The 13,358-nt window shown below is 62.7% G+C and carries 14 protein-coding genes; 7 read left to right on the top strand and 7 right to left on the bottom strand.

Going from position 1 to position 13,358, the window contains the following annotated elements; genetic code table 11:
* Positions 1-40: 40 nt before the first annotated feature.
* From AC5ZG5_RS12670 to AC5ZG5_RS12655, 4 genes are all read left to right on the top strand, one after another.
* On the top strand, positions 41-508 hold the full coding sequence (locus AC5ZG5_RS12670) for a RidA family protein (protein WP_130228743.1): 468 nt from the start codon (positions 41-43) through the stop codon (positions 506-508).
* Positions 509-511: 3 nt separating this feature from the next.
* Positions 512-1,264: a glycerophosphodiester phosphodiesterase family protein gene (locus AC5ZG5_RS12665; protein ID WP_456644182.1), complete on the top strand. Its 753-nt coding sequence runs from the start codon at positions 512-514 to the stop codon at positions 1,262-1,264.
* A 106-nt stretch (positions 1,265-1,370) separates the two neighbouring features.
* A complete protein-coding gene (locus AC5ZG5_RS12660; RefSeq protein ID WP_456644183.1) occupies positions 1,371-2,618 on the top strand; it encodes a GNAT family N-acetyltransferase in 1,248 nt (415 codons plus the stop codon).
* A 47-nt stretch (positions 2,619-2,665) separates the two neighbouring features.
* Positions 2,666-3,088, top strand: coding sequence for an HIT domain-containing protein (locus AC5ZG5_RS12655; RefSeq protein ID WP_130228733.1), 423 nt, complete (start codon positions 2,666-2,668; stop codon positions 3,086-3,088).
* 135 nt (positions 3,089-3,223) lie between these two features.
* Here AC5ZG5_RS12655 and tsaA read toward each other — a convergent pair whose 3' ends face one another.
* From tsaA to AC5ZG5_RS12635, 4 genes are all read right to left on the bottom strand, one after another.
* Positions 3,224-3,715, bottom strand: a complete 492-nt coding sequence (gene tsaA, locus AC5ZG5_RS12650; protein WP_456644184.1) for a tRNA (N6-threonylcarbamoyladenosine(37)-N6)-methyltransferase TrmO — start codon at positions 3,713-3,715, stop codon at positions 3,224-3,226.
* A 60-nt stretch (positions 3,716-3,775) separates the two neighbouring features.
* Complete coding sequence (locus tag AC5ZG5_RS12645) at positions 3,776-4,120, bottom strand: AzlD domain-containing protein (RefSeq protein WP_456644185.1); 345 nt, start codon at positions 4,118-4,120, stop codon at positions 3,776-3,778.
* On the bottom strand, positions 4,117-4,860 hold the full coding sequence (locus tag AC5ZG5_RS12640) for an AzlC family ABC transporter permease (protein WP_130228736.1): 744 nt from the start codon (positions 4,858-4,860) through the stop codon (positions 4,117-4,119). The genes AC5ZG5_RS12645 and AC5ZG5_RS12640 overlap by 4 nt, the downstream gene beginning before the upstream one ends.
* 233 nt (positions 4,861-5,093) lie before the next feature.
* On the bottom strand, positions 5,094-6,044 hold the full coding sequence (locus AC5ZG5_RS12635) for a transglycosylase SLT domain-containing protein (RefSeq protein ID WP_456644186.1): 951 nt from the start codon (positions 6,042-6,044) through the stop codon (positions 5,094-5,096).
* A gap of 81 nt (positions 6,045-6,125) precedes the next feature.
* On the opposite strand from AC5ZG5_RS12635, the gene AC5ZG5_RS12630 reads away from it, so the two are divergent.
* Complete coding sequence (locus AC5ZG5_RS12630) at positions 6,126-6,773, top strand: HAD family hydrolase (protein WP_456644187.1); 648 nt, start codon at positions 6,126-6,128, stop codon at positions 6,771-6,773.
* Positions 6,774-6,791: 18 nt separating this feature from the next.
* The gene (locus AC5ZG5_RS12625; protein WP_456644188.1) at positions 6,792-7,727 is read left to right on the top strand and encodes a glycine/sarcosine/betaine reductase selenoprotein B family protein; all 936 of its coding nucleotides are present in this window, start codon (positions 6,792-6,794) and stop codon (positions 7,725-7,727) included.
* A 56-nt stretch (positions 7,728-7,783) separates the two neighbouring features.
* Here the strand turns inward: AC5ZG5_RS12625 and clpA are convergent, their stop codons facing one another.
* Both clpA and clpS read right to left on the bottom strand, forming a co-directional pair.
* Positions 7,784-10,186, bottom strand: coding sequence for an ATP-dependent Clp protease ATP-binding subunit ClpA (gene clpA, locus AC5ZG5_RS12620; RefSeq protein WP_130228739.1), 2,403 nt, complete (start codon positions 10,184-10,186; stop codon positions 7,784-7,786).
* A 278-nt stretch (positions 10,187-10,464) separates the two neighbouring features.
* Complete coding sequence (clpS, locus tag AC5ZG5_RS12615) at positions 10,465-10,800, bottom strand: ATP-dependent Clp protease adapter ClpS (RefSeq protein WP_165435454.1); 336 nt, start codon at positions 10,798-10,800, stop codon at positions 10,465-10,467.
* A gap of 493 nt (positions 10,801-11,293) precedes the next feature.
* On the opposite strand from clpS, the gene AC5ZG5_RS12610 reads away from it, so the two are divergent.
* Entirely contained in the window at positions 11,294-12,652 is a 1,359-nt protein-coding gene (locus AC5ZG5_RS12610; RefSeq protein ID WP_456644189.1) for a TadE/TadG family type IV pilus assembly protein, read from the top strand.
* Between the two features lie 74 nt (positions 12,653-12,726).
* Here AC5ZG5_RS12610 and AC5ZG5_RS12605 read toward each other — a convergent pair whose 3' ends face one another.
* On the bottom strand, positions 12,727-13,062 hold the full coding sequence (locus AC5ZG5_RS12605; RefSeq protein ID WP_028163972.1) for a phasin family protein: 336 nt from the start codon (positions 13,060-13,062) through the stop codon (positions 12,727-12,729).
* Positions 13,063-13,358 lie beyond the last annotated feature (296 nt).

Genomic DNA, 13,358 nt, shown 5'->3' with positions numbered 1-13,358 from the left:
ACAGTGCGCCCTGATTGTCACTGAACCGGGGACGGAAAACATGGCAGGTACGGTCGAACAGAAACTGGCGGCACAGGGCATTACCCTGCCCGAGCCCGCTGCTCCCGTGGCGAACTATGTCGGCTTCGTCCGGACCGGCAACCTGCTGTTCGTCTCCGGCCAGCTTTGCTTCGATGGCCAGGGCAAGCTGATCGCCAAGGGCAAGCTCGGCGCCGGCGTCACCCTCGAGCAGGGTCAGGCCGCCGCCCGCGGCTGCGCGATCAACCTGTTTGCGCAGATCAAGGCCGCGCTCGGCGACCTCGACAAGGTCGCGCGCGTGGTGCGGCTCGGCGGCTTCATCAATTCGACACCCGACTTCCTGGACGCACCGAAGGTGCTGAACGGCGCCTCAGACCTGATGGTGGCCGCCTTCGGCGACAAGGGCCGGCACGCCCGCACCACCGTTGGCGTCGCTTCGCTGCCGGCGGACGCCGCTGTGGAAGTCGAAGGATTGTTCGAGGTCATCTGAGCGATGCGGGCCCCCGACTGGCTGACGGCACGGCCGGTCGCCCATCGCGGCCTGCATGATGCCGCGCGCGGCATCATCGAGAACATGCCGGCGGCGGCAGAGGCGGCCATCGCGGGCAATTTCACCATCGAGTGCGATATCCAGCTTACCGCCGACGGCGAGGCCATGGTGCATCACGACGATGCGCTTGGCCGGCTCACCGACGGCGCGGGCCTCCTGCTCACCAAGACGGCGACCGAACTGAAGACCGTCAGGTTCAAGGACACCGCGGAGCGCATGATGTCGCTCGGCGACCTCTGCGCGCTGGTTGCCGGCCGCGTGCCGCTCCTGGTCGAGGTGAAGAGCCATTTCGATGGCGACCGCAAATTGGTGAAGCGGATGGCCGAGGTGCTGAGCAGCTATGCCGGCCCCGTGGTCGGCATGTCCTTTGATCCGGACCAGGTGCTGGCGCTGCGCGAGATCATGCCAAGACTTCATCGTGGCATCACCGCCCAGCGCAATTATGACGACGGGTATTGGGCCAAGCTCACGCCGGCACAGCGCGACAGCATGCTGTACCTGCGCCACGGCTTTCGCACCGAGCCGCATTTCGTCGCCTTTTGGGTCGAGCAGTTGCCGGCGCCCGCTCCCTGGATCGCCCGAAACCTGTTCGGCTGCCCGCTTCTGGCCTGGACCGTGCGCACGGCGGAGCAGCGCGCGAAAGCGGCACGCTATGCCGACCAGATGATCTTCGAAGGTTTCATGCCGGGAACCTGAGATGTGGCTGGCGGCCTTGAAGTCGGCATTGCGATGCACGATCTTTCCAAGGCGCAGGTCACCATGGGCGATGGCCGCTCGCACAGGGGACCGGTTCAAATTCTCAATGGCCTCATCTGAAATCACCCTCGAAGCCGTTCCGTCCGTCAGCGACATCAAGGCTGCCGATTGGGACGCTTGTGCCAATCCGACGGTCGATCCCACCTCGCTCGACGCCCTCGACACGCTGGCTTTACCCAGTTCCGGGGGTCTTGCGTGCATCCATGCAAGACCTTCCTATAACCCATTCGTTTCACATGCCTTTTTTGCAGCGTTGGAGGCCTCTGGCTCGGCCGTTGCGCGGACCGGCTGGGGGCCGCGGCATCTGCTGGCCAGGCTGGATGGCGAGATCGCCGGGATCGTCCCCTGCTATCTCAAGTCCCACTCGCAGGGCGAATACGTTTTCGATCGCGGCTGGGCGGACGCCTATGAGCGCGCCGGCGGCCGGTATTATCCGAAGCTCCAGGTGTCGGTCCCCTTCACGCCGGCCACCGGGCCCCGCCTCCTGCTTCGCAACGGCATCCCCCGTGAGCAGATCAGGTCGGCGCTTGCCCATGGCCTGATGGCGCTGTGCGAGGCCACCGAGGCCTCCTCCGTGCACGTGACCTTCGCAGGCGAGGACGAAGCAAAGTTTCTGGGCGGACATGGTTTCCTGCAGCGGACCGACCAGCAGTTCCACTGGCACAACGCCGGCTTCAAGAGCTTCGACGATTTCCTCGCCACGCTGAATTCGCGCCACCGCAAGGCGATCAAGCGCGAGCGGCGCGAGGCGCTTGCGGCTGGTGTGACGATCCACTGGCTAACTGGCGAGGAGATCACCGAGGATGCGTGGGACGCGTTCTTCGACTTCTACATGGAGACCGGCTCGCGCAAATGGGGCCGGCCGTACCTGAACCGGAAATTCTTCTCGCTGATCGGCCAGAGCATGGCCAAGGACGTGCTGCTGGTGATGGCCAAGCGCAATGGACGCTGGATTGCGGGCGCCATCAACTTCATCGGTTCGGACACGCTGTTCGGCCGCAACTGGGGCGCGATGGAGCACCATCCGTTCCTGCATTTCGAGGTCTGCTACTATCAGGCGATCGACTTCGCCATCCAGAACGGATTGAAGGTGGTCGAGGCCGGCGCGCAAGGCGAGCACAAGCTCGCACGCGGATATTTGCCGCAGACGACCTATTCCGCCCACTATATCGCGGACCCAGGTCTGCGCCGGGCGATCGCCGATTACCTCAAGCGCGAGCGCGCCTATGTCGCCGAGGTCGGCCGTGAGCTCACTGACGCTGGCCCGTTCCGCAAGGGCGGCGACGAGGCTTGAGCTTTCTGCTAGGACCCGAGAACTTCAGACTGATGTGAGGAACCGCCATGCCCGCCTATGACCCCCAAAATCCCTTCGCAAAGATCCTGCGCGGCGAATTCCCCTGCTACAAGGTCTACGAAAATGAGTACGTGCTGGCCTTCCTCGACATCATGCCGCGCTCGCCCGGCCATACGCTCGTGATCCCGAAGGCCCCCGCCCGCAACATCCTCGACATCTCGCCCGACGATTACGCCCATGTCGCGCGCGCCGCCCACAAGATCGCCGCAGCGGCGATGAAAGCCTTTCAGGCCGACGGCATCACCGTGCAGCAGTTCAACGAGCCAGCCGGCGGCCAGGTCGTCTTCCACCTCCACATGCATGTGATGCCGCGCCAGGACGGCGTCGCGCTGTTGCCGCCTGCAAGCCGCAAGGAGGATGCGAAGGTGCTGGAGGACAATGCGACCAAGCTGATCGCCGCGCTGGGGTAACGGCTCTCTCCACTCGTCATTCCGGGATGCGCCGTCAGGCGCAGGCCCGGAATCCATTGGACCACATGCGCTGCGGCGAAATGGATTCCGGGCTCGCGCTGCGCGCGCCCCGGAATGACGACCGGGACGAGAAAATCACTCCGTCTCGAAATCGCCGGGCTGTGGCGGCGCGAGCGGCGTGAACTCGCAGCGGTCGGGCTTGACGTCGAGCAGCGGCGTCTCGTCGAGACAGTCCAATCCGCGCACCAGGATGACGTTGCCCTCGACGCCGACCAGCTTCACGATCGAGGTCGCGATCGGGTTCGGTCGCACCGGGGAGCGAAGCGAGAAGGCGCCGCGGGTCTTGCCGTTGCTCTTCGGGCTCTGCAGCACGAGGTCGCGGCGCGACTGGTGCAGCCAGTAGAGCACTTCGAGATTTTCGTAGAAATCGACGCCCTTGATGGCGGGCACCCAGGGCTCGAAAATCTCCAGACGACAGACGGGCCCGTCCTGGCGGCCTTGGCGCGGCGTCGTCAGCCGCGAGGTCCAGGGCGTGCGGATGCGGCCGATGAAGATCAGGCCGGCGTCCTGCGTCGGCGGCATCTCGACGGCGACTTCGCCCGGGCGTATCTCACCTTCTCGAACCATGTCTCAATCCACAGATAGCTGCTTGCCGATCGACAGTAACGCATTGCGCGGCGGCTGCAATCAGCCGAGCCACCATTGGCCGCCGACCAGGATTACTTCGCCGACTGCAACGCCTGCGAAGATCGACCTCCGCGACAGTATGAACGCGGCAAAGCCTGCGGCCACGGCGCCATAGCGCAACAGGGCCGGAACGCTTGCGAGCGCGCCGGGCGGCTGCACCACGATCTGCGCGATGACGCCGGCAAGAATTGCGGTCGCGACCGCCCTCACCCACACAAGAAGCTCCGAGCCCTCGTCGAGCCCGCCGCCGAACCACAGGCCCAGCATCCGCCAGATCTGGTTCGGGATCACGCCGGCCACGAACAAGACCACGAGCGCGTGCCAGTCGCCGATGAAGGTGCTCATGCGATCGCCTTTGCCCTTGCCCGGTGCACGCCATAGGCGATCGTGCCGGCGACGACGCCACTGACCAGGATGTCGAGGCCGCTGTTGAGCAGCGTCGCCAATGGATACAGTGCCAGTCCGAGCGCGAGCGCGATGCCGTCGGCCAGCTCGCGGCAATTGCGCGCGGTCGAGAACAGGAACGCCAGGGGCGTCAGCATCAGGATCGCCGCGGCGAAAAGCTGCGAAAGATTGGCCGCCAGCAAATAGCCGATCGTGTTGGCCACCACGGAGAGAAAGACCAATCCGCAGCCGAGCCCATGAATGAAGGCGATGCGGCGCTCCCGCGGCACCTGTGGCAGAAAGCGATGGCATTCGACCCACAGCGTCACCGCGGTGAGATGCGCCACCAGGATCAGGTGCCGCCGTTTTGTCTTTGGCGTCCGCATCATTGGCAAGACTGACACCACCATCGGAAACAGGCGGATGGCGCTGACGCTCACCGCAATCGCCGACTGCAGGATGGTCGCGCCGGAGCCCAGCGTCGACACCAGGATGATCTGCGCCGGTCCAGCCCAGACAAACACCGTGCTCGCGAGCGTCCAGGCCAGCGAGAAATGCGTGTCATGCGCCAGCGCCCCGATGCCGAGATAGGTCGCGAACAGCACCAGCGCCAGGATGGTCGAGCCGACCGACCGCACGCCCCAGAAGAAGGCGCGGAACGAGCTGTGCCATTGCGGAGAATCAAGCGGAGGAAGCGCCACGGAGGACCGGAGAGAGGTTTGAGTTGAGCGGCATAGGGCTGATGAAGCCGGGCCACGTCAAGCAAGCGGGTATCAGGGCTGGCATGCAGCCGCGCCCCAACATCATTGCGAGCCACCGGGTCGGCGCGTAGCGCCGCCCGATGACAGGCTCCGCGAAGCAATCCATGCCGCCGCTTGCGGAGAGATGGATTGCTTCGTCGCTTTCGCTCCTCGCAATGACGAATCTTGCCCGCTCACACCCTGTTCCGTAACACAAAACAGGCGCCGCCGGCTTTGCGGATGCGGTTACAGAGATTGTCGGCCTCGGGCCGCGTGTCGGCGCCGATGCGCACCTGATAGAAGGTGGCGGTCCCGCGCGTGCGCAGGGGTGCGCTGAACAGGCTCGGGTCCTGATCACCGATCACGGCGCTCAGGCTCTTCATCGCGCGCGCATACATCGCGAGCGCCTTGTCGCGGTTGAAGCCAGCGGCAAGCTGAACGCCCCAGACCTTTGCCGCGGCGAGCGTAACGTGCTGTTCAAGGCCGGCAACGAACGGGTTCGGCGCGCGCTTCAAGAGCGCCATCAATTCGCGGCAGCTCGAGGTCTGCGGGCGTGTGGGCACCTTGCCATTGCGGGCGGCGGACGCCCATTCGTCGACGCTGGAGCCGGTGATCGCGTATACATAGTTGCGCGTTTCCTGCGGCATATAGCCGGTGCCAGCGAGCCAGTCCTGCACGCGGCGCGGACCGGCATTGTAGGCTGCGGCGGCAAGGCCGAGATTGCCGAACTGGCTGCGAAGCTCGCTGAGGAATTCGGCCGACTTCGGCAGCGCCTGCACGGGATTGAAGGGATCGAGCAGGCCGCGCTCGTTCGCCGTTCCCGGCATGAACTGCGCGATGCCCTGCGCGCGCTGGCCGTTCCGCGTGATCGGACCCACCGCATCGGGTTGAAACCGGCTCTCCTGCCAGATCACGCGGGCAAAGAATTCGAGCGGCAGATCGTTCGCCCGTGCAGCAGATTCGATCATCAGGCACATCGCCTCCCGCGCCTCGCTCTCGCGCGCGGTCTCAGACTTTTCCGGGGGTTGCGCGAGTTCCTCGACGCTCGGATGCACGACGCGGCTGTCAGGCTCCTCGGCCGCCGCCGGTACGAGCCACAGCAAGATCGCGAAAGCGGCACTGAAATGCGGGATTATTCGCATCATCTCAGACCTGACAAATCAGTCCTTGACTTAGGCGGCGGGCCAACTAGCAAACTTGGGCATTATCAACGCCCCAAGGCCGAAATGCGCACAATCTATTTTGATCTCGACGGCACGCTGACCAACCCCAAGCCCGGGATCACCCGCTCGATCCAATATGCCCTCGAGCGACTGGGCCAGGCGGTCCCAAGCGAAGACGAATTGACCTGGTGCATCGGCCCTCCCCTGCACGCGAGCTTGAAGAAACTGGTCGGCAGCGATGCGCTCGCAGATCGGGCGTTGACACTTTATCGCGAGCGGTTCGCCGATATCGGCCTGTTCGAGAACGAGACCTATCACGGCATCCAGGAGACGCTGTCCGCGCTGGCCGCCTCGCATCCGCGCATGTTCATCGCCACCAGCAAGCCCGCGGTCTATGCCGAGCGGATCATCGACCATTTCGGCCTGCGTCCCTATTTCGAACAGGTGTTCGGCTCGGAGCTCGACGGCACGCGCACCGACAAGACCGAGCTGCTGCGGCATGCGCTCGATACGGCGAAGGTGGATCCGACGCAGGCGATCATGATCGGCGACCGCAGCCACGATATCGTCGGCGCGCGGAGCAACGGCATGACGGCCATCGGCGTCCTCTACGGCTATGGCAGCGAAGAGGAGCTGAAGGGCGCCGGCGCACATCATATCTGCGCGACCCATCCGAATTTGCTCGACCATTGCCTGTCGCTTCCGGCTTGATCACTCGGAGCACACGAGATGACAACAACGTCCGACCAGCAGCTCGACTTCGCACCCGACGACGATGCGCCGATCGGCTACATGAAACGCACGCGCGACTACTATGCGGCCATCGGCTACACGACGCCCTACCGCTGGGCGCATTACACCAGCGCGCCGTTCCAGCCGCTGCGCAAGTCGCTCGCCGAATCCCGCGTCACCATCATCACCACGGCGGCGCCGTTCGATCCCGCCAAGGGCGATCAGGGACCGGGGGCGAAATATAACGGCGGCGCCAAGTTTTATCAGGTCTATGACGGCGACACATCGAAGCAGCACGATCTGCGCATTTCCCATATCGCCTATGACCGCGTGCACAGCTCGGCCGAGGACAGCGGCACCTGGTTCCCGCTGCCGCAATTGCGGCGGCTGGCGCAGGAAGGACGGATCGGCGAGATCGCGCCGCGCTTCTTCGGCGCGCCCACCAACCGCAGCCACCGCGTCACCATCGAGACCGATGCGCCGGACATCCTGGCGCGCTGCCGCGCTGATGGCGTCGATGCCGCGGTGCTTGTGCCGAACTGCCCGGTGTGCCACCAGACCGTCAGCCTGGTGGCACGGCATCTCGAAGCGAACGGCATTTCGACCGTCGTGATGGGCTGCGCGAAGGATATCGTCGAGCACGCCGCCGTGCCGCGCTTCCTGTTCAGCGATTTCCCGCTCGGCAATTCAGCCGGCAAGCCGCAGGACCCGGCTTCGCAGGCATTCACGTTCGAGCTCGCGCTGCGTGTGCTTGAGTCCGCGCCGGGACCGCAGACGACGGTGCAATCGCCGCTGCGCTGGAGCGCCGATCCTTCCTGGAAGCGCGACTACAGCAACGCCGACGCGCTGAGCGCCGAAGAGCTTGCCCGGCTCCGCCGCGAGTTCGACGCGCAGAAGGAAATCGCGAAGGGTATTCGCGAGAGCGCGGCGTAATCCGAAATAAAAAGGCCGGCTTGTGGCCGGCCTTTTCAAAATCGATCAGAACACCGTCAGACTTTCACCAGCGGTCCGCGCGCCGGCCCCTTCGAGCCACCACCGCCATTGGGACCGCCCGGCTTCGGCTTGCGCTTGCGAGCGCCGGGGAGCTTCTCCGGCTTCGGGGTGACCGGCCCCTCGACAAACTCGAAGCCGATCTTGTCTTTGCCGGTCGCCTCGTCCTTGACCAGGATGACGCGCACGTGGCCGCCGCCCTTGAGATGACCGAACAGCACTTCATCGGCCAGCGGCTTCTTGATGTGCTCCTGGATCACCCGCGCCATCGGGCGGGCACCCATCTGCTCATCATAGCCGTTCTCGATCAGCCAAGCCTTTGCGGGCTCGGACAGTTCGATGGTGACGTCGCGGTCCGCAAGCTGCGCCTCGAGTTGAAGCACGAACTTCTCGACCACCATGCCGATCACGTCGGCATTAAGATGCGCAAAGGAGACGATCGCATCCAGCCGGTTGCGGAATTCCGGCGCGAACTGGCGATTGATCGCCTCGTGGTCGTCGCCTTCCCGCTTGCTGCGGGTGAAGCCGAAGGCCTGCCTGGCGAGATCCGCCGCGCCGGCATTCGTGGTCATGATCAGGATCACGTTGCGGAAGTTGACCTGCTTGCCGTTATGGTCGGTCAGCCTGCCGTGATCCATGATCTGCAGCAACACGTTGTAGAGATCCGGATGCGCCTTCTCGATTTCGTCGAGCAGCACCACGCAATGCGGATGCTGGTCCACGCCGTCGGTCAACAGGCCGCCCTGGTCGAAGCCGACATAGCCGGGAGGTGCACCGATCAGGCGCGACACCGTATGCCGCTCCATGTATTCGGACATGTCGAAACGCAGCAGCTCGACGCCCAGCGATGCCGCGAGCTGTTTTGCCACCTCGGTCTTGCCGACGCCGGTCGGGCCCGAGAACAGGTAGCAGCCAATCGGCTTTTCTGGTTCGCGCAAGCCGGCACGCGCCAGCTTGATCGAGGCCGATAGCGACTCGATCGCCTTGTCCTGACCGAACACCACGCGCTTCAGGGTCTGCTCAAGGTGCTTCAGCACCTCGGCATCGTCCTTCGACACGCTCTTGGGCGGAATCCGCGCCATGGTCGCGATCGTGGTCTCGATCTCCTTGATGCCGATCGTCTTCTTGCGCTTGTTCTCGGCAACCAGCATCTGCGCTGCACCGGACTCGTCGATCACGTCGATCGCCTTGTCAGGCAATTTGCGATCGTGGATGTACCGCGACGAAAGCTGCACCGCCGCCTCGATCGCCTCATTGGTGTATTTCAGCCGATGGTAATCCTCGAAATAGGGTTTGAGGCCCTTGAGGATCGCAATCGCATCTTCCACCGTCGGCTCGTTGACGTCGATCTTCTGGAACCGGCGCACCAGGGCGCGGTCCTTCTCGAAATGCTGGCGGTATTCCTTGTAGGTCGTCGAGCCCATGCAGCGGATGGTGCCCGAAGCCAACGCGGGCTTGAGCAGGTTGGACGCATCCATCGCGCCGCCCGACGTGGCGCCGGCGCCGATCACGGTATGGATTTCGTCGATGAACAGGATCGCGTTCGGGTGCGCCTCGAGTTCCTTCAGCACCTGCTTCAGGCGCTCCTCGAAATCACCGCGATAGCGCGTACCGGCAAGCAGCGTTCCCATGTCCAGCGAGAACACGGTGGCCGCGGCCAGCACTTCCGGCACTTCGCTGTCGACGATGCGCTTGGCCAGTCCCTCCGCGATCGCGGTCTTGCCGACGCCGGCTTCGCCGACGAACAGCGGATTGTTCTTCTGCCGGCGGCACAGCACCTGGATCGCGCGGCTGATCTCGGCATTGCGCCCGATCACCGGATCGATCTTGCCGTCACGCGCCTTCTTGTTGAGGTTGACGCAATAGGTCTCGAGCGCCTCGCCCTTCTTCTTGGCGTCCTCATTGCCCTTGGCCTCGGTCTCCTCGTCGACGCCGCGCACCGGCCGCGCCTCGGAGACGCCCGGCCGCTTGGCGATGCCGTGGCTGATGTAGTTGACCGCGTCGTAGCGCGTCATGTCCTGCTCTTGCAGGAAATAGGCAGCGTGGCTTTCGCGTTCGGCGAAGATCGCGATCAGCACATTGGCGCCGGTCACTTCTTCGCGACCCGAGGACTGCACATGGATCACCGCGCGCTGGATCACGCGCTGGAAACCGGCGGTCGGCTTCGCGTCATCGGCGCCATCAGTCACAAGGTTTTCGAATTCGGTCTCAAGATAGTTGACGAGACTGGTCCTGAGCTTGTCGAGATCAACGCTGCAGGCCCGCATCACCGCGGCCGCATCCGAGTCATCGATCAGCGACAGCAGAAGGTGTTCAAGCGTCGCGTATTGATGGTGACGCTCGTTTGCAATCGCCAATGCACGATGCAGGGATTGTTCAAGGCTTTGGGAAAAAGTAGGCATTCGCTTCCTCTGTGGCCCCCGGCCATCATGATCGCCATTGCCCGGTCAGGCAACAACAACCTTCGTCATCCCCTGTCATATAGTCACGCACGATCGTGGCGAAAGCCCGGCTTCGCGCAGCGGTCAGCCAATCGAGCAAAGGCGCCGCGACCGAGAGCCACATCCCTCCAGTCAGCGGGAACACCATCCGCTTCCATCGGGCAAAGCGCTTCCATCAGGCGAATTAAATGCAAGACCCGTTCCGCTTCGTGGCGGGTCTGCTCGACGTTGGGCCCGCGTTACTTCTTTTCCATCACACATTGCAGCGGATGCTGGTGCTTCCGCGCAAAATCCATCACCTGGGTCACCTTGGTCTCGGCGATCTCATAGGTGAAAACCCCGCACTCCCCGATGCCATGGTGGTGGACGTGTAGCATGATCTTGGTCGCCGCTTCCGCGTCCTTGTTGAAGAACTTCTCTAAGACATGAACGACGAACTCCATCGGAGTGTAGTCATCGTTCAAGATCAGGACGCGGTACAAATTCGGGCGCTTGGTCTTCGGCTTGACCTTGGTAATGACCGAAGTGGACGGACCTCCGGTGGCCCCCCCACTACGGCCCTCATCGTTGCTCATCCGGGGCGCTGATGGCGCGGCAAGCGCCGATATGGGCGAATTGGTTGCAAAAACTGTCTGCGACATGGCTCAGGCGTTCGACATCCCCAAAGGAAACACGCAACGCACTTGGAGGTTGCGCAACGCCGAAAACAGTCGTCACGGAACTTCCAGCACGCTCGAGAGATCGCCGTTTCCCGGTCCGATCCTTTGCTGGGTCGGCAAAAGGCAATATGGGCCCGGCTTTGTCCCGCTGCAAGCACAGATGCGTGGCTCACACGGGGCCGGCCGGCCCGACTCCCGGGTCTCGACGCTCGTGCGAAGGTTAATCGTTTCTGGCGGGTTTGACAAAGGAAGCCGACTACTCGTTTAGCGACCATTGACAATAGGTCCGCTTTCGTCCCCGTCGTTCGGCTTTTGCCTTGGCTTTGACCCGTTTTTATGAGGACCGGTTTACCACCTATTTAGCGGCGCACTGAGAAATGGCGGCACCAACCAGATTGCGGTGAACGCCATGTCCGTTACAGCCATTTTCGACCGCCTTCGTACAGCGGCCCGCCGGTTCGCCGGCGCGGATCAAGGGAATATAGCGGTAATTTTTGCCTTGGCTGCGGTTCCGATCATCACCCTCGTCGGTGCCGCGATCGACTATTCCCGCGCCAACAGCGCCCGCTCCTCGATGCAGGCGGCGCTCGACTCGACGGCGCTGATGGTGGCGAAAGATCTGACCGACGGCAGGATATCGACCTCGGACGTCACCACGACGGCGCGGAAATATTTCGCCGCGCTCTACACAAACCCCGATGCCCAATCGGTGACGATCAACGCGAGTTATACGCAGAATACCGGAAACGGCTCGACCATCAAGGTCGATGGCTCCGGCAGCGTGAATACCGAATTCTTGAAGTTCGCGAGCCTTGACACTCTCGGCTTCAACCTCAGCTCCACCTCTCTGTGGGGCACGGTTCGGATGCGGGTTGCGCTGGTACTCGACGTGACCGGTTCGATGCAGTACGACGGCAAGATGGCCGCCCTGAAGCCTGCCGCAAAGGCCCTGATCGATCAGCTCGCTGCGCTCGCAAAGAATCCAGGCGATGTCTACATCTCGCTCGTTCCGTTCGCCAAGGAGGTCAACGCCGGTCCCGGCAACTACAATCAACCCTGGATCAACTGGAGCGAGTGGGATGCGGTCAATGGGACCTGCAGCAACACCTCCTATAAGAACAGCAGCAGTTGCACCGCCGCCGGCAAGACCTGGAAGACGAACAATCACACCACCTGGAACGGCTGCGTGACGGATCGCGACCAGGAATACGATACGCTGAATACCACACCAACCATCAACACTTCTCTCCCGTCCACTCGGTTCTACGCCGATCAGTATGACGCATGCCCGCCCCAACTGATGCCACTCACCTATGATTTTGCCGCCCTGAAGAACAAGGTCGATTCCCTCGTACCCAATGGCGGCACCAATCAGCCGATCGGAATCGCGTGGGGATGGCAGTCCCTCACCCAAGGCGCGCCGCTCAATGCACCCGCCGAGGATCCCAACTACACCTATCAGAAGGTCCTGATCGTGATGTCCGACGGTCTGAACACCCAGGACCGCTGGCCATCATACGGAAACGGCCAAGTCCAATTTAATGGCCAGATCGACGCCCGCCAGCGCATTCAGTGCGACAACATCAAGGGTCAGGGCATCACCATCTATACGATGCACGTGAATACCAGTGGTGATCCAACATCCCAAATTCTGAAGTACTGTGCCAGCAGCTCAGACAAATTCTCAACCGTGACGTCCTCAACCCAGATCATGACGGCCTTCACTTCGATCGGGAACTCGCTGTCCAAGCTGCGTGTCGCGCGGTAGCTACCGTCCCCTCGACGAACAGAAAAGCCCGGCCAAAGGCCGGGCTTTTCGTTTGGAAACTAAGGCAGCGCCGATTAATGCGTCGGGTTGAATCTAGCGACCAGGCCCTCGAACGGCTTGAAAGTCTGCTTGGCGCAGTCGCTGTAGAGGCCGGCGATCTTCTGCGATTCGGCAACGAAGGTCTCGTAGGCCGAGCGGGCATACTCGGTCTGGGCTTCCAGCGCTTTCTCGAGCGACTTCACGCCGGACAGCTTTTCCACAAACGACTTGGTGTCCTCGAACGACTTCTTCGCGTAGTCGCCATAGGCGGTCGCGATCGCCTGGACGCCGCTCTGCAGATTGTTCGCCGAAGCTGTGATCGTCTCAATCTGCTCTTTTCCGTAGTTCTGAATGTCTTCAACCTTGACCATTGGAATCCTTTCCCAAGACTTTTTGCGCAAACCCATTGTCGGCACGGAGCCGACTCCCCGAACGCGCCGTCAAACTAGTGCGGCGCACAATCAAGTCAAGCGATATTGTGCATTGCACAAATTGTTCGAATTTGCCGAAAACCCCGGGTCTTTACGCAACGCTTAATTAAGCTTTTGGAAACTCGGCAGGCCTAACCTTGATTCCCAACGGGTTCATCTTCCCACAGGCAGCCTGAAAACTGTTTGTGAACAGCATCTTAGCCAGAACAGCGACCCTGGCCGGCCGATGCAACCGG

The organism is Bradyrhizobium sp. Ses1 (assembly GCF_059512365.1).
The sequence above is the reverse complement of the archived record's forward strand: the minus strand, read 5'-3'. Positions and strand labels throughout refer to the sequence as shown.